The sequence below is a fragment of the Ramlibacter sp. genome (assembly GCF_041916345.1).
In the GTDB taxonomy this organism is placed as follows: domain Bacteria; phylum Pseudomonadota; class Gammaproteobacteria; order Burkholderiales; family Burkholderiaceae_C; genus Ramlibacter.
The window spans coordinates 75,775-91,863 of record NZ_JAYRZR010000008.1 but is presented as its reverse complement, the minus strand read 5'-3'; the positions used below and the strand labels follow the sequence as shown (position 1 = coordinate 91,863).

The following is a 16,089-nucleotide window of genomic DNA, read 5'->3' as shown; positions in this document are numbered from 1 at the left end:
CTGGAGAACAGCGCCTCGAACAGGCTCAGCTTGTACTTGCTGGCGAAGGTGCCCAGGTTCTGCAGCGTGGTGTGGCCGATGCCGCGCTTGGGCGTGGTCACCGCGCGCAGGAAGGCCGGGTCATCATCGTTGTTGACCCACAGCCGCAGCCAGGCGCACAGGTCGCGGATCTCGGTGCGGTCGAAGAAGCTCTGCCCGCCCGAGACCTTGTACGGGATCTGCGCCTTGCGCAGCGCCTGCTCGAACACGCGCGCCTGGTGATTGGCGCGGTACAGCACGGCGAAATCCTTCCAGTCCTTGTGCACACCGTTCGCCCTGATCGACTGGATCCGCGCCACCATCCGCTCGGCCTCGTGCTCCTCGTTGTCGCAGTCCACCACCCGCACCGGCTCGCCTTCACCCAGCTCGGAGAACAGCGTCTTCGGAAACAGCTTGGGGTTGGGCTGGATCACGTTGTTGGCCGCGCGCAGGATGGCGCTGGTGGAGCGGTAGTTCTGCTCCAGCTTCACTACCTTGAGCTGCGGGTAGTCCTGCGGCAGGCGCTTCAGGTTGTCCAGCGTGGCGCCGCGCCAGCCGTAGATGGACTGGTCGTCGTCCCCCACCGCGGTGAAGCGGCCGCGCTCGCCCACCAGCAGCTTCAGCAGCTCGTACTGCGTGGCGTTGGTGTCCTGGTATTCGTCCACCAGCACGTGGCCCAGTTGCTGCTGCCACTTCTCGCGCACTTCGGCGTGGTCGCGCAGCAGCTTCAGCGGCAGGCCGATCAGATCGTCGAAGTCCACGCTCTGGTAGGCGGCCAGGCGCTCCTCGTAGCGCTGCATGATCATGGCGGTGACGCGTTCGTTCTCGTCCTGCGCCTGCGCCAGCGCGGCGGCGGCGTTCAGGCCCGCGTTCTTCCAGGCGCTGATGGTCCATTGCCATTGCCGCGCCTGCGCGGCGTCGGTGGTGCCGCCCGCGTCCTTCAGGATGCTGGTGACGTCGTCGGTGTCGAGAATGGAGAACTGCGGCTTCAGGCCCAGCGCCGCGCCGTCCTGCCGCATCATGCGCACGCCCAGCGCGTGGAAGGTGCAGATCAGCACGGCCTTCGCATCGCGGCCCACGAGCTGCTTCGCCCGCTCGCGCATCTCGGCGGCGGCCTTGTTGGTGAAGGTGATGGCGGCGATGCGGTCGGCCGCCAGGCCCGCCTGAATCAGCCGCGCGATCTTGTGCGTGATCACGCGCGTCTTGCCGGATCCGGCGCCGGCCAGCACCAGGCAGGGGCCATGCAGGTAGTTCACCGCCTCTTGCTGGGCGAGGTTCAGGCCGGACATCGATGGGGGGCTGCGTGGGGAGCGCGGATGATACCGGCCCCCGATGACCGCCACGCGTGCATACCGCACAGCCCGACCGTCCGACGCTGGGGGACAATAGCCGCGTGCTGGACATCCTGCGGGTCACCTTCCCCTTCTTCGCGCTGGTGCTGGCCGGCTACCTGGCGGCGCGCCGGCGCATGCTGCCCCTGGAGGCCATTGGCGGGCTGAACACGTTCGTGCTCTATTTCGCGCTGCCCTGCATGCTGTACCGCTTCGGCGCCAGCACGCCCATCGCGCAGATGCTCGACCCGGCGGCGATGGCGGTGTACTTCCTCTGCGCCTGCATCATGGTCGCTGGCACCGTCAAGCTGAGCATGAACGCGCGCATCCGCTGGAACGACGCCTCCATGGGCGCGCTGGTGGCGGCCTTTCCCAACACCGGGTTCATGGGCGTGCCGCTGCTGGTGGCGCTGCTGGGCGCGGCGGCGGCCGGGCCGGCCATCCTCACCATCCTGATCGATCTCGTCTTCACCAGCTCGCTGTGCATCGCGCTGTCGCGGCTGGACAGCGCGGATGAGCACGGTGCCTCCGAGGCCGCGAAGAAGGCCCTGCGCGGCGTGGCCGTGAACCCCATGCCCTGGGCCATCGTGCTCGGCGGCCTCTCGTCGGCGGCGGGCTGGAAGCCGCCCGGCCCGGTGATGAACACCATCGGTCTGCTGGCCGACGCAGCTTCGCCGGTAGCGTTGTTCACCATCGGCGCGGTGCTGGCTCGCTCGCAGATGTTCGCGGCGGCGGCCGAGCACGCGCCCCTGCCCGCGCGCGATTTCGTGCCGGTGGCTGTGGCCAAGCTGCTCGTGCATCCCCTCCTGGTGTGGGGCATCGGCACCGGTGCACGTGCCTTGGGCGTGCCGGTGGACCCGTTCACACTGACCGTGATGGTGCTCGTGGCCGCGCTGCCCAGTGCCAGCAATGTGTCGATGCTGGCCGAGCGCTTCGGTGCCGACACCGGCCGCATCGCGCGCATCATCCTGCTCACCACCGCGGCGGCCTTCCTCACCTTCTCGGGCGCGGTCGCGCTGCTGCACTGACCATGCACCTCGAAACCATCACCACCGAGACCTGGCAGATCGCCCTGCCCAGCGACTGGGTGGCCAAGGAGGACGGTGGCGACGGCCAGTACGAGTTCGAGTCGCCCGACGGGGCCAAGGGCATCACCATCGGCACCTGGCGCGTGGCGGAGGGCGGCCTGCGCCGCTCGTCACGCGACGTGGCGCAGTCGTTCCGCGCCACCGTGCTCACCTCGCTGCGCGCCATGGCCGGCTACGACTGGCAGATCCTGGTGGACGAGGTGGTGGAGATGGGGGTGGTCTCCATCGCCATCTCCGACGCCTGGGATTCGGCGCAGTGCTACCGCATCACCGGCATCGTGCTGGCGCGGCCGCCCATCATCGTGCGCGCCGCCTTCCACGACTACCTGTGCGAGAACGTCGACGCCTCGCGGGCCTACTTCGCGCCGATGATGGAGTCGTTCGTCCTGCAGGGCTGACCGCATGCTGCCCGCCGCGCCCGAAGCCCCATCGCCTACGAAGCACCGCCTGGTGTTCCTGGCCCTGGCCGCAGCGGCGCTGGCGGGCGTGCTGGTGCTCGCCTGGGCGCGCCCGCTGGATGCATGGGCGCAACGCGAGGTGGAGGCCGGATTCCAGCGCGCGCTGGCCAGCTTCGCGGCGGCGCGCGGGCTGAATGCGGTGCTGAGCGCAGTGCAGAGCGCCTCCGTCAACGTCGGCGTCGGGGTGGGCGCCTCGGTGCATCCGGGCGCGGTGCTGGAGCCACTGGACGACCTGGTGGAGCAGCTCTCCACCCTGCTCCTGGCGGCCACGGTGTCGTTCGGTCTGCAGCGGCTGCTGATCGAGCTGCTGGCCACCTGGCCGGTGAACCTGGCGCTCTCGCTCGCAGGCCTGGCCTGGCTGGCGCTGGCGTGGACAGGTCGCCCGCTGCCGCGCTGGCTGCCGCGTCTGGCGCTGTTCCTGCTCTGCCTGCGCCTGGCCGTGCCGTTGATGGCCCTGGGCGGCGAGGCGATCCACCGCGCCGTGCTGGCCGGCGACTACCAGGCCGCGCAGGCGCAGCTCGCGCAGGAGCCACTGCCGGCCGCGGCGCCCGCCCGGGGCTCGCCCCCATCGCTGGCCGAGCGGGTGCGCCGGTGGTGGGCCGACGGCACGGATGTCGCCCGTCAAGTGGAGCAGCTCAAGGCCCGCGCGGACGCGCTGGTGGCGCAGATGGTGCGGCTGATCGCGGTCTTCGCCTTGCAGACCGTCGTGTGGCCCCTGGCCTTTCTGCTGTTGGGGTGGTTCCTGCTACAAAAGTTACTAGATTAGTGCTATGGTTCGCTCCCTTGCGATGGGAGGAACCCCATGGGCGAACGAGCCAGCTTCAGTTTCAACCCCGATGGCAGCCGCCTGATCCGGCATGGCGAGGCGCATCCCTGGGAGCCGGCGGCCGGCGTCTCCTCGCTGCCGCAGATCGAGGCGCACCTGGCGGCCCACCTGGGGCCCGTGCAGCACGTGTTCCATGAACTGGTGTCCGACGCGGTGCACATCGACGTGCATTGCATCCCGCCCACGCCCACGCAGCCTTACCTGAGGCTTGTCACCTCCGGCATGAGCGATCGGCCGATGAATGTGCCGGTCGACGCCGGGCCGGAAGTGCCGCGCTACCTGGAGCTGATGGTCACCCTGCCCGCGAACTGGTACTTCGGCCAGACCGAGCTGGAGGACGAACGCTGGTACTGGCCGCTGCGCACGCTCAAGTTCCTCGCGCGCGTGCCGCACAAGTTCGACACCTGGCTCGGGGCCGGCCACACCATCCCGAACGGGGACCCGCCCGAGCCGTATGCCGCGGGCACGCGCCTGTGCGGCGCCGTGATCCTGCGTTCGCCCACCGTGCCAACGCACTTCCACAAGCTGAAGACGCCGGGCAAGACCATCGCCTTCATGGCGGTGGTGCCGCTGCACGCCGACGAGATGGCGTACAAGCTGCGCCACGGCAGCGATCGCCTGGGCCAGCGCCTGGATCGCGCAGGGGTCAACGACTGCATCGACCCGGCGCGCCGGAGCGTGGCGCCGCGGTTGTTCGGCCTGTTCTGAAGCTGGAGGCAGGGCGCATCACCCCGTCGTCCCCGCGCAGGCGGGGACCCAGGAGCTGCTGGCCTACCAGGTGTCGACGGCGAGCGACCCATCCGCCGGCGCCACCCGCGCCGCGGCCAGCCCGCGCGCCAGCCACGCGCGCGTCTCGGCCGGGTCGATCACGGCATCGATCTCCAGCGTGGCCGCCATGTTCATCGCCTGGCCGGCCTCGTACTGGCGCGCCACCAGCTCGTCGTACAGCGCCTGCCGCGCCGGCCCCTCGGGCTGCGCCGCCAGCTCCTTGCGGTAGCCCAGCCGCACCGCGCCTTCCAGGCCCATGGCGCCGAACTCGCCGCTGGGCCAGGCCACGGTGGCCTCGGTCGCATGAAAGCCGCCAGCCGTCATCGCCATCGCGCCCAGGCCGTAGCCCTTGCGCAGCACCACGCTGAAGAACGGCACGCGCAGATGGGCCGCCGCGATGAACATGCGGCTCACGTGGCGCACCTGCGCGCGCTCCTCGATGGCCGGTCCGACCATGAAGCCGGGCGTGTCCACCAGGCTCACCAGCGGCAGGCCGTGCGCGTTGCACAGTTGCATGAAGCGTGCGGCCTTGTCGGCGCCGTCGGCATCGATGGCGCCGCCCAGGTGCAGCGGGTTGTTGGCCAGCAGGCCCACCGGCCGGCCCTCGATGCGGCCCAGCGCGGTGTGGATGCCGGCGCCGAAGCCGGTGCGCAGCTCCAGCAATGAACCTTCGTCCACCAGGCCGCGCAGCGCGGCGCGGCTGTCGTAGACGCGCAGCCGGTTCTCCGGCACTACATCGCGCAGGGCCAGCGGATCGGGGGCGACGAAGTCGCGGAACGCGCCCTGGAAGTAGGACAGGTAACGGCGCGCCGCATCCACCGCCTGCGCCTCGTCGTCCACCAGCACATCGATCACGCCGTTGCCATGCTGGATGGCGGATGGGCCGATGTCCTCCGGCCGGAACACGCCCAGACCACCGCCCTCCACCATCGCCGGCCCACCCATGCCGATGTTGCTGTCGCGCGTGGCGATGATCACGTCGCAGCAGCCCAGCAGCGCCGCGTTGCCGGCGAAGCAGCGGCCCGCCACCACGCCCACCACCGGCACCTGGCCATTGAGCCGCGCGAAGCTGGCGAAGGTGGCCACATGCAGGCCGGCCACGATGGGCATGTCGGTGTCGCCGGGCCGGCCGCCGCCGCCTTCGGCGAACAGCACCACCGGCAGCCGATTCTTCAGTGCCACACCCAGCAGGCGATCCGTCTTCTGGTGGTTGCGCATGCCCTGGGTGCCGGCCAGCACCGTGGCGTCATAGGCCATCACCACCGTGCTGGCCTGCGCCGGCGGGAAGAAGGTGCCGTTGACGGTGCCAATGCCGGTGACCATGCCGTCGGCGGGCGTGTTTTGCTGCAGATCCTCCGCGCTGCGGCGGCTGCGCTGCGCGGCCACGGCCAGCGCGCCGTATTCGATGAAGCTGCCTTCGTCGCACAGGTCGGCGATGTTCTCGCGCGCGGTGCGCAGGCCCAGTGCGTGGCGCTTGGCCACTGCTTCGGGCCGCGCGGCGTCGAGGGTGAGGGCGTGGCGGTCTTGCACGCGCTGCAGGTCGGCGCGCGCGGGGCGGGGTGATGCAGGCGAGTGAGAAGCGGCAGCCGATGTGGCAGCAGCGGCCGCTGGCGACATATGGGCCATGCCGGTCGGCGTTGCGCCTGACGATTCGCCAGGCGCATCGGCTTGTGCCGGCAAGGTCTCCAGCACCAGCAACAGCGCCTGGTCGTCCACGGATTCACCCGCCTCGAACAGCCGCTCACGCACGCGGCCCGCAGCCGGGGCGCGCACCTCGTGCTCCATCTTCATCGCTTCCAGGATCACCAGCAGATCCCCCGCGCGCACGGCGTCCCCCGGCGCGACGAGCCATTCAACGATCTGGGCCTGCAAGGGGGAGCGCAACTCGGTCATGCGGATGATTGTGGGCCGGTGGCGGGGCGGGTGGGGGTCAAGCGGGTGACAGCGGGCCGCGCGGCGGGATGGCCTGGGCGTCGATCAATGGACTATTCCGCTGATCCGTGGATAGGCAGCATGTAGCCTATGCGCTACACTGTCCCATACGCGTCCAGAAGACAGACGAGTACGCCAAGTGGTTGGATGGCTTGAAGGATCACGCTGGCCGCGCGCGTGTCCTGCTCAGAAGCGGGACATCGAACTGGCTCTACGACTCAACCGCAACTTCTCGGAGTAGTCCATGGCACGCACAACTGCCGTAAAGAAAGTTCCGAAGACCAAGGCGACGGCGTATGACGTCGCCGAACACCTCCGTACGCCAGAAGAGATGGCTGCCTACCTCGACGCTTGGCTGGAAGAAGCACCCGACGATCCGGCGGGCATTGCACGCGCGCTCGGTGACATCGCCCGCGCGAAGGGCATGTCGCTCGTCGCCAAGGAAGCCGGACTCAGCCGCGAAAGCCTCTACCGAGCGCTCAGCGATCAAGGCAACCCGAGCTTTGCAACCGTTCTCAAGGTGGCGAAGGCGCTGGGCGTACGGTTTCACGCCCAGCCAGTCGAAGGCGGCGCCTGATCTCTCGGCTTGAATCTGCAGGCAAGCACACGCCCTCGCTCAGCACGCTGAAGCGCTATGCCGAGGCAGTGGGTTGCGAACTTCAAGTCAAGCTGGTGCCGCAGCGGTGATGCCCAACCCTTCGCAGCCGCGATGTGCCATGCAGCCACGGGACCCCCCCTAATCCTCCCAGGGCTCGATGTCCACCCGCCTGGCCTTCGGCGCATCGTCCAGCGCCTTGCCCATGCGGCGCACCAGCATGCCCACCGGCACCTCCTGCGCATGCACGCGGACCACGGCGATGCGCAAGGCCGGGTCCTGCCGCGGGATGCCGAAACGCTCGCCGCGCAGCGACTGCGCGAACAGCGCGGTCACCAGGCCCTGCAGGCCGGCGTCGTCGCGGTGCTGCAGGTCGCGCACCACCAGTTCATGGTGCGACCAGCGGCCGACGTCCGTGCCGGGGCGCAGGGCAGCGGCCATCATGGCCTGCAGGTAGTGCTCCGTCGCCACGCTGTCCAGATCGCGGCGCGTGCGCGCACCGGGTGCCAGCCCTTCGAAGCGCAGCAGCAGCAGGGCGCAGCCGGCGTCGCGGCGCGCGGCCCGGTCGGGCGGCAGGTCCAGCCGACGCTTCAGCTCCTCGCGTGATTCGCCGTCCGCTTCCACGTGCAGCGCGCGCAGGTTGGCGCGCACCTGCGCCCGCCGCTCTTCCAGCAGGCGCAGGCCGTGCAGGTTGAAGGGCGCCTCCAGCACGCCGGCCAGCGGCAGCGTCAGCAGCATCCACGGCGCGAAGGGCAGCAGGCCGGCGATGCCCAGCGTGATCGCGCCCACGCAGATGAACACCGGCAGGTAGCCGATCAGCAGCCAGCTCGCGACCACGTTCGCGGTGCGCCGCGCCAGGCGGAAGGCGCGGATGCCCAGCACCATCGACAGGCCGATCGCGACATGGGCCAGGGTCTGCGCGGGGGCCGGCGCCAGCAGGGGCACGGCCGCGGCGGCCGCGAGGCCGATGCCGGCCATCCACCGCATGGCGAGCGCAAAGCGCGGCGCGCTGATCTCCAGCGCGAAGGCGCGCTCGGCCAGCAGCAGCGACAGCGCTGCACCCACGCAACCCAGCATCGAGGCGGCCTGGTTGCGCCATGGCGCCAGCCACGGCCACACCGTCGCCTCGCCCAGGCCGGTGAGCAGCAGGCCGGCGCAGGCGATGTTGGCGGCGAGCAGGGCGTACAGCAGGTAGGCCACGCTGCGCAGCGCGGCCGCACGGGCGAGCGCGTAGACCGTGGCCACGCCCGCGATGCCGAAGCCCAGCGTCATCAGCGCCAGTTGCAACCGTGAGGCCGTCTCCCAGGGCTGGCGCGGCTGCAGCAGCACCTGGCCGTGCACCGGCACGCCGGCCTGCACGCGCAACAGCAGGCGCTGCGGCTCGGCGCTCTTCGGCAGGTGCAGCGTGGCGGGAAAGCGATGGTCTTGCCGCGCCTCGGCCGGCATCTGGCGGCCGGCATCCTCCAGCGGCCGTGTGCCGGCACCGGGGCGGAACAGTTCCACGCGGTCGATCGCCGGGTGGGCGAGTTCCAGCACCGCCGGCATCGGCAGCGGCGCGACGTCAAGCAGGATCCAGGTGGGGCGGTCGGTGCCGACCCGGAACGTGGGTGCTTCACCGCGCGTGAGGGGCGCGGCGGGCTGGGTCTGCAGGACCTCGAGCGCGCGCACCGCGCTGTCGCCCTCGGCCAGGGCGGCCCAACTGCGCATGGCGGTGATCTCGGTCTGGCCGATGGCGGCGCAGACGGCGGCGGTGGCCAGCCAGCAGCCCGCGAGCCACGCAAACAGGTTCATCCCGTCCTCCGGTGCGCCGCATCATAGGCGCGTCGCGCACCTGCCGATAATGCCGGCATGCAGGATCTGGTTCCCCTGATTGAACTCACGCGTGGCGGCACCGCCGAGTGCCTGCACTTCGGTGCGCTCGCCGTCGCCGACACGGCCGGTCGCGTGGTGGCCCACGCTGGCAACCCGCGCTGGGTGACCTTCACCCGCTCCACCCTCAAGCCGCTGCAGGCGCTGCCGTTCCTGGCGGCCGATGGCCCGCGCCGCTTCGGCTACGGCCGCGAGCACCTGGCGCTGCTGTGCGCCAGCCATGGCGGCGAGCCCCAGCACGTGGAACGTGTGCAGCAGATGCTGGAGGCCGCCGGCCTGGGCGTGCGGGCGCTGCAATGCGGCTGCCATGTGCCGGGCTATGTGGAGCTGACCGGCGCCCCCGCGCCCGCCGCGTACGACGAGCGCCATCACAACTGCAGCGGCAAGCATGCGGGCTTTCTCGCCTGGTGCGTGCAGCACGGGCATCCCACGCACAACTACCTGGCGCCGGCGCATCCGCTGCAGCAGGCCATCCGCCAGGCGGTGGCCGACGTGGTGGGCCTCGCGCCCGGGGACCTGGCCGCGGGCACCGACGGCTGCTCGGCCCCCAACTACGCCATGCCGCTCGCGAACCTCGCACGCGGCTTTGCGCGGCTCGCATCCGGTTCGGCCGACCCGGCGCGTGGCGAGCAGTTCGCGCTGCTCGCCGACGCCATGACGGCGCACCCGGATCTGGTCTCAGGCACCGGCCGCAATGACCTCGCGTTCATGCAGGCAGGCCGCGGCGACTGGGTCACCAAGATCGGCGCCGATGGCGTGCAGGTGGTGGCCAGTCGCAGCCGCGGGCAGGCGCTGGCCCTGAAGATCAGCGACGGCAGCAAGCCCGCGCTCTACGCCGCCACGGTGGAGGCGCTGGACCAGCTGGGCTGGCTCGATGCCCGCCAGCGTGAGGAGCTGCGGCCCTGGCGCGGCCAGGCCATCACCAACGTGAAGGGCACGCTGGTCGGCGAGCGCCGGCCCGTGTTCCGGCTGGCGGTCGACTGAGCAGCGCGCCATGCAGTCGCTGCCCGAGCCCCATCGCACCGTGCGCCTGATCGGCGCGCCCACCGACGTGGGCGCCAGCGTGCGCGGCGCCGGCATGGGGCCTGATGCCCTGCGCGTGGCGGGCCTCGCCGAGGCGCTGCAGGCGCAGGCCTTCGCGGTGGTGGACGCCGGCAACCTGCCCGGCCCGCCCAACCCCTGGCGCGAACCGGTCGGCGGCCTGCGCCACCTGGAGGCGGTGGTGGCCTGGAACCGCGCGGTGTTCGATGCCGTCGATGCCGCGCTGTCGGCCGCAGAGGTGCCGCTCGTCATGGGCGGCGACCACTGCCTGGCCGTCGGCTCCATCAGCGCCGTGGCCCGCCACTGCCGAGCGACCGGGCACCACCTGCGCGTGATCTGGCTCGACGCGCACACCGACGTCAACACGCCGGCCACCAGCCCGTCGGGCAACCTGCATGGCATGCCGGTGGCCTGCCTGCTGGGCCAGGGCCCGGCCGCGCTCACGGGCTGGAGCGGCACCCCTGCCGCGCTGGACGCGGGGCAGATCGATTTCATCGGCATCCGCAGCGTCGACGCGCAGGAGCGGCAGGCGATCCGCGCGCTGGGCCTGCAGGTGTTCGACATGCGGCATCTCGACGAACACGGCATGCGGCACACCATGACCGAGGTGCTGCAGGACGTGGACGAGAACACCCATCTGCACGTGAGCTTCGACCTGGATTGCCTGGACCCCGCCGACGCGCCCGGTGTGGGCACCGGCGTGCGCGGCGGCCCCACCTACCGCGAGATGCAGCTGTGCATGGAGATGATCGCGGATACCGGCCGGCTGGGCTCGCTGGACGTGGTGGAGCTGAACCCCGCGCTGGATGTGCGCAACCGCACGGCGGAGCTGGCGGTGGATTTCGTGCGCAGCCTGTTCGGCGCCTCCACGCTCGCCCGCTGACCGCCGAGAGACCGCGCAGGGCGCGCGGTGCTGGGCAAGCGCGCCGATGCGCTGCATGATGGAGGCCTCGACACCAGGGCAGTGATGGACGACGAACAGGCGAGGCAGGCACGGGCAGACCGTTTGATGCAGGCGCTGGAAGGCTCCGGCCTGGCGCTGTGGGACTACGACGCCCGCACCGCACGCGTGCTCATGTCCGAGGCCTGGGCGGCCATGCGCGGCGAGCCGCCGGTCGCGCAGGAGCTGGCCCCCGCCGCCCTGCTGGAACTGATCCACCCCGAGGATCTGCCGGCCCTGCGCGAGGCCGCCGCGCAGCTCGTCACCGGTCAGACCGACCGCTACATGGTCGAGGTGCGTGTGCGCCGCAGCGACGGCAGCCTGTTCTGGGTGCTGGCGCGCGGCAGCGTGGTCGAGCGCGGGCCCGACGGCCGCGTGCTGCGCATCGCCGGCACCACGGCCGATGTGACCCAGCGCCACGAGACCGAGGCGGCCCTGCGCGTCGCGCGCGACGCGGCCGAGGCCGCGAACCAGGCCAAGAGCCGCTTCCTGGCGACCATGAGCCATGAGATCCGCACGCCGCTCAACGGCATCGTCGGCCTGGCCAAGCTGCTGCTCGACGAAACACTGCCGCCGGCGGCGCGCCAGCAGGCCGAGCTGATCGACAGCAGCGCGCAGGCCCTGCTGGAGCTGCTCAACGACATGCTGGACGTCTCCAAGATCGAGGCCGGCCAGATGGACATCGAGCACGTGCCCTTCGATCTGGCCGAGCTGCTCGACGAGCTGGGTGCGCTGTTCCGCCTGCGCGCGCGAGAGAAGGGCCTGGCCTTCAAGCTGCACGTCGATCCTTCCGTGCCGCGCCTGGTGCGCGGCGATCCGGTCCGGCTGCGCCAGATCCTCGGCAACCTGCTGGGCAACGCGTTGAAGTTCACCGAGCAGGGCTGGTTCGGCCTGCACGTCGGCGCCACGCCGGTGGCCGGCGGCTTCGAGATGAAGTTCGTGGTGCGCGACACCGGCCCTGGCATGTCGCCGGAGACGCAGGCGCGGCTGTTCCAGCCCTTCGCGCAGGGCGAGGCGTCCACCGCGCGCCGGTATGGCGGCACCGGGCTGGGTCTGTCCATCGTGCGGCAGCTGTGCGACCTGATGGGCGGCCACGTGTCGGTGCTCAGCGCGCGCGGCAAGGGCTCACGCTTCGCCGTGGTGCTGCCGATGGAGGAGGCTGCGGCCGACGAGGTGACGAGCCACCACGATCTGCTGCCAGACGCCGCGCCGGTGCGCATCCTCGTGGCCGAGGACAACATCACCAACCAGGTGGTGCTGCTGGGTTTCCTGCGCAAGCTGGGCTACACCGATGTGACGGCCGCGCCCGACGGCCTGCAGGCGGTGGAGCTGGCCCGCGGCGGCGACTTCGACCTCATCCTGATGGATTGCCAGATGCCGAACCTCGACGGCTACGAGGCCACCGGCCGCCTGCGCGAAGCGGGCGTCCGCTCGGTCGTCATCGCGATGACGGCCAACGCCCTCAAGGGCGATCGCGAGCGCTGCGTCGCCGCCGGCATGGACGACTACCTCACCAAGCCCATCAGCCTGCGCAAGCTGGGCGAGACACTGGCCGCGTGGACGGCCTGGTCCGCGGGGCGGGCGCCGCGCCCCATGGGCGCCGCGCGGCCCACCACCGACATGGCACCACTGGACATGGGCGACCTGAAGGACCGCTTCGGCGAGGATGCGGAGCTGATGACCGTGGCCCTCGATCACTTCATCGAGGCCACCCCGAGGCTGCTGAACCGCCTGGGCGACGCCGTCGCCGCGCAGGACCGCGCGGAGGTGGCGCGTCTGGCGCATGCTGCCAAGGGCTCCTCCGCCATGGTGTCGGCCATGGCCTTCAGCCGCGCCGCCGGGCGGCTGGAAGAGCAGGCGCCAACGGCCGGCATCCTGGACCTGCACGACCAGGTGCAGCACCTGCGGCAGGCCTTCCGCGATTTCCTGCAGCAGGCGCGCCCGGGCGGCTGAGCCGCGGGGTGCGTGGGGCCGCGCTCACTGCGGCTGCAGGCCCACCTTCTTCACCAGCGCCGCGTACTTCGCCAGCTCGGCCCGGAAGGCGGCCTGCGCCTGCTCGGGCGTGCTGATCTGGATGGTGTTGCCCTGCTTGGCCATGGTCTCCTTCACCGCCGGGTCGGCGAAGGCGGCCACCACCGCGTCGTGCACCTTCTTCACCTGGTCGGCCGGCAGGCCCTTGGGGCCGATGACCGCGAACCACGCATCCACCTGGAAGCCCGTGAGGCCCTGCTCGGCGAAGGTGGGGATGTCCGGCGCGGCCGGCGTGCGCTGCGGCGTGAGCGTGCCGATGGCGCGCAGTGCGCCGCTCTTGATGTGCGCCTGCACGCTGGGCAGCGCGGCGACGCCAAACTCCACCTGGCCGCCGATCAGATCCGTCACCATCGGGCCCACGCCCTTGTAGGGAATGTGCTTGGCGCTCGCGCCCGCAGCCTCCAGGAACAGCTCCGCCGCCAGGTGTAGGATGGTCCCGTTGCCGCCGGAAGCGAAGTTCAGCGCGCCGGGCTTGCTCTTGAGCAGCGCGATGAAGTCGCGGCCCGTGGTGGCCGGCACCTTGGCCGGGTTCACCACCAGCACCATGGGCGTGGCGCCGACGATGGCGATGGGCGTGAAGTCGCCCGGCATGTCGAAGGGCAGGGACTTCAGCACGCTGGGGAAGATGACGACGTTGTTCGAGACCACCGACAGCGCACTGCCATCCGCGGGCGACTTGGCCAGGGCCTGCAGGCCCACCACGCCGCCGGCGCCCGGCTGGTTTTCCACCACCACGTTGGCGCCCAGGGCCTTGGCCAGGGCGGGTTGCGCCGCGCGCGTGATGGCGTCCACGCCCGAGCCGGTGGCGTTGGGCAGGATGAACTTCACGGTGCCGGCCTGCGCGCGGACGGCCAGTGGCCACAGGCCGCCAAGGGCCAGGGCGCTGCCAGCGGCCAGCAGGCTGCGGCGGGAGGTCGAGGTCGGGTTCATGGTGGGCGTCTCCTTCTGGTTCATGGGTTGCCTTCGAACGGTTCAGGCCACCACGGTCTGCTCGCGCAGGCGCGTGATCGCCGCGTCGTCGTAGCCGATGCCGTGCAGCAGCTCGGTGGTGTGCGCGCCGCGGGCGGGCGGGTCCAGCCGCACGCCGAGCCGCTCGCCGCCCAGCGTGAACGGCAGCAGCGTCGTCTTCACCCGCTGGCCGGCCATCGGGCCGTCGGGCAGCACCACGTCGGCCAGGCCGCCGGTGGCCTGCAGGTGCTCGTCATCGTACAGGTCCTCGGGCTTGCGGATGGGCGCGAAGGGCAGGCCGGCGCGCTCCATGATCGCGGCCAGCTCGGCGGCGCTGCGCTGCGCGATGTGCTCGCCGATGGCGGCCAGCAGGCGCGGGCGCTGCGCCACGCGCGCGTTGTTGGTGGCGAGGCCGGGCTCGGCCTTCAGCGCGTGCAGGCCCAGCACGTCGCAGAAGGTCACCCACTGCGCGTCGCTCACCGCGGCCAGGAAGATCTGCTCGCCGTCCTTCACGGTGAACACGTCGTACACCGCCCACGGGTTGTCGCGGGCGGGCATGGGCGCCGGGTGGCGGCCGGTCATCGCGTACTGAAGCATGTGCTGGCCGACCAGGAACACGTTGTTCTCGTACAGGGCCGACTGCACCTCCATGCCGCGGCCGGTGATGCCGCGCTGCACCAGCGCGCCCAGCACGCCGATGGCGCCGAACAGGCCGCCCATGATGTCGTTCACGCTGGTGCCGGCGCGCAGCGGGTCGCCGGGGCGGCCCGTCATGTAGGCCAGCCCGCCCATCATCTGCACCACCTCGTCAAGCGCCGTGCGGTGCTCATAGGGCCCGGGCAGGAAGCCCTTGTGCGTGGCATAGATCAGGCGCGGCTGCGTGGCCGAGAGCGAGGCGTAGTCCAGCCCGTACTTGGCCATGGTGCCGGGCTTGAAGTTCTCCGCCACCACGTCGGCCGTGCCGCACAGGCGGCGCGCCACCTCGGCGCCCTCGGGCTGGTGCAGGTCGATCGCGATGCTCTTCTTGTTGCGGTTGAACATGGGGAAGAAGCCCGCGCCCGCGCCCACCAGCGTGCGCGTGCGATCGCCTTCCAGCGGCTCCACCTTGATGACCTCGGCACCCAGGTCGGCGAGCACCATGCCGCAGGTGGGGCCCATCACCATGTGCGTGAACTCCACCACGCGCAGGCCGGCCAGGGGTTGGGGGGTGTTGCTCATGAGAGCGCTTCCTCGGGCTGCGGTTGCAGGGTCTTCGGCAGGCCGGCGCGCCACAGCGTGCCGTGCAGCGTCTCACCGGCCAGCCAGCCGGCCACGCGCTCGCGCAGGGCGAGCAGGCGGCCGATGTCCAGGCCGGTTTCGACGTCCATGCTCGCCATCAGATACGCGAGGTCTTCCGTCGCCACGTTGCCGCTGGCGCCGGGCGCATGCGGGCAGCCGCCGATGCCGCCGATGGAGGCGTCGAAGCGGGTGATGCCCAGTTGCATCGCGGCGCAGACATTGGCGACCGCGAGGCCGCGCGTGTCGTGGAAGTGGCCGCAGACCAGGCGATCGCCCGCGACCCGCAGCACGCGCTCGAACAGGTCGGCCACCATGGCCGGGTCCGCATAGCCCACCGTGTCGGCCAGGCTCACAGTGTCCACGCCGGCATCCAGCACGGCCTGCACCAGGCGTACCACCTCGGCCGGGTCCACGTGGCCCTGGATCGTGCAGCCGAAGGCGGTGCTCATGCCCACCTCGATGCGGGTGCGGGCGCCAGCGGCGTCACGCTCGGCGCGGATGCGCGCGATCTCGGCCACCACGTCATCGGGCGGCTTGCGCAGGTTGGCCAGGCTGTGCGCGTGGCTGGCCGACAGCGGCACCAGCAGGCCCTCGGCATCGGCGGCCAACGCGCGCTGCGCGCCCTTCAGGTTGGGCACCAGCACGGTGGCCTTCAGGCCGGGCAGGGTCTGCGCATAGGCCAGCACCTCCGCGGTGTCGGCCAGTTGCGGCAGCAGATGGGCGGGCACGAAGGAACCGACCTCGATCTCGCGCTCGCCGGCCTCGTAGGCGGCCAGGATCCACGCGCGCTTGGCCTCGGTGGGGACGATGGTGGCCACGCTCTGCAAGCCGTCGCGCAGGCCCATCTCGCGGATGACCACTTGGCGCGGCAGGTGACCGGGCTTCAGGATGTTGGCAGGCATGGGAACGAAGTCTAGAATTTCCGAAGCGAGCCGACATCTCAATTTGAGAACGGTATCGTTCCCG

The 16,089-nt window shown here is 71.2% G+C and carries 14 protein-coding genes; 8 read left to right on the top strand and 6 right to left on the bottom strand.

Going from position 1 to position 16,089, the window contains the following annotated elements:
* Window positions 1–1,307: ATP-dependent helicase (locus tag ACE3T5_RS04385; RefSeq protein ID WP_374664853.1), on the bottom strand; the 1,307-nt coding region annotated here is incomplete at its 3' end.
* A gap of 104 nt (window positions 1,308–1,411) precedes the next feature.
* Between ACE3T5_RS04385 and ACE3T5_RS04380 the strand changes: the two genes are divergently transcribed.
* From ACE3T5_RS04380 to ACE3T5_RS04365, 4 genes are read left to right on the top strand one after another with little or no spacing between them, the layout of a single operon-like run.
* Window positions 1,412–2,377 carry an AEC family transporter gene (locus tag ACE3T5_RS04380; RefSeq protein ID WP_374664851.1) on the top strand — a complete coding sequence of 322 codons (966 nt, stop codon included), beginning with the start codon at window positions 1,412–1,414 and terminating at the stop codon, window positions 2,375–2,377.
* Between the two features lie 2 nt (window positions 2,378–2,379).
* The gene (locus ACE3T5_RS04375; RefSeq protein WP_374664849.1) at window positions 2,380–2,835 is read left to right on the top strand and encodes a hypothetical protein; all 456 of its coding nucleotides are present in this window, start codon (window positions 2,380–2,382) and stop codon (window positions 2,833–2,835) included.
* A gap of 4 nt (window positions 2,836–2,839) precedes the next feature.
* Window positions 2,840–3,661 (top strand): hypothetical protein, encoded by an 822-nt coding sequence (locus ACE3T5_RS04370; RefSeq protein ID WP_374664847.1) that lies wholly within the window; start codon window positions 2,840–2,842, stop codon window positions 3,659–3,661.
* A 36-nt stretch (window positions 3,662–3,697) separates the two neighbouring features.
* Window positions 3,698–4,429 carry a suppressor of fused domain protein gene (locus ACE3T5_RS04365; protein WP_374664845.1) on the top strand — a complete coding sequence of 244 codons (732 nt, stop codon included), beginning with the start codon at window positions 3,698–3,700 and terminating at the stop codon, window positions 4,427–4,429.
* Between the two features lie 63 nt (window positions 4,430–4,492).
* On the opposite strand, the gene ACE3T5_RS04360 is transcribed toward ACE3T5_RS04365, so the two are convergent.
* A complete protein-coding gene (locus ACE3T5_RS04360) occupies window positions 4,493–6,373 on the bottom strand; it encodes a carboxyl transferase domain-containing protein (protein ID WP_374664855.1) in 1,881 nt (626 codons plus the stop codon).
* Between the two features lie 292 nt (window positions 6,374–6,665).
* Between ACE3T5_RS04360 and ACE3T5_RS04355 the strand changes: the two genes are divergently transcribed.
* On the top strand, window positions 6,666–6,998 hold the full coding sequence (locus ACE3T5_RS04355) for an addiction module antidote protein (RefSeq protein ID WP_374664843.1): 333 nt from the start codon (window positions 6,666–6,668) through the stop codon (window positions 6,996–6,998).
* A gap of 159 nt (window positions 6,999–7,157) precedes the next feature.
* Here ACE3T5_RS04355 and ACE3T5_RS04350 read toward each other — a convergent pair whose 3' ends face one another.
* Entirely contained in the window at window positions 7,158–8,807 is a 1,650-nt protein-coding gene (locus ACE3T5_RS04350; protein WP_374664841.1) for a 7TM diverse intracellular signaling domain-containing protein, read from the bottom strand.
* Between the two features lie 57 nt (window positions 8,808–8,864).
* Here ACE3T5_RS04350 and ACE3T5_RS04345 point away from each other — a divergent pair, with 57 nt between their 5' ends.
* The 3 genes from ACE3T5_RS04345 (at window position 8,865) to ACE3T5_RS04335 (ending at window position 12,819) form a co-directional block, all read left to right on the top strand.
* Complete coding sequence (locus ACE3T5_RS04345; protein WP_374664839.1) at window positions 8,865–9,869, top strand: asparaginase; 1,005 nt, start codon at window positions 8,865–8,867, stop codon at window positions 9,867–9,869.
* Window positions 9,870–9,879: 10 nt separating this feature from the next.
* Window positions 9,880–10,809, top strand: a complete 930-nt coding sequence (gene rocF / locus ACE3T5_RS04340) for an arginase (RefSeq protein ID WP_374664837.1) — start codon at window positions 9,880–9,882, stop codon at window positions 10,807–10,809.
* A gap of 84 nt (window positions 10,810–10,893) precedes the next feature.
* Window positions 10,894–12,819 carry an ATP-binding protein gene (locus tag ACE3T5_RS04335; RefSeq protein WP_374664835.1) on the top strand — a complete coding sequence of 642 codons (1,926 nt, stop codon included), beginning with the start codon at window positions 10,894–10,896 and terminating at the stop codon, window positions 12,817–12,819.
* Between the two features lie 24 nt (window positions 12,820–12,843).
* Here the strand turns inward: ACE3T5_RS04335 and ACE3T5_RS04330 are convergent, their stop codons facing one another.
* The 3 genes from ACE3T5_RS04330 to ACE3T5_RS04320 are packed head-to-tail and all read right to left on the bottom strand — an operon-like array spanning window position 12,844 to window position 16,025.
* On the bottom strand, window positions 12,844–13,827 hold the full coding sequence (locus ACE3T5_RS04330) for a Bug family tripartite tricarboxylate transporter substrate binding protein (RefSeq protein WP_374664832.1): 984 nt from the start codon (window positions 13,825–13,827) through the stop codon (window positions 12,844–12,846).
* A 42-nt stretch (window positions 13,828–13,869) separates the two neighbouring features.
* On the bottom strand, window positions 13,870–15,063 hold the full coding sequence (locus tag ACE3T5_RS04325; RefSeq protein WP_374664830.1) for a CaiB/BaiF CoA transferase family protein: 1,194 nt from the start codon (window positions 15,061–15,063) through the stop codon (window positions 13,870–13,872).
* Window positions 15,060–16,025, bottom strand: a complete 966-nt coding sequence (locus ACE3T5_RS04320; protein WP_374664828.1) for a hydroxymethylglutaryl-CoA lyase — start codon at window positions 16,023–16,025, stop codon at window positions 15,060–15,062. Before ACE3T5_RS04320 ends, ACE3T5_RS04325 begins: the two co-directional genes overlap by 4 nt.
* Window positions 16,026–16,089 lie beyond the last annotated feature (64 nt).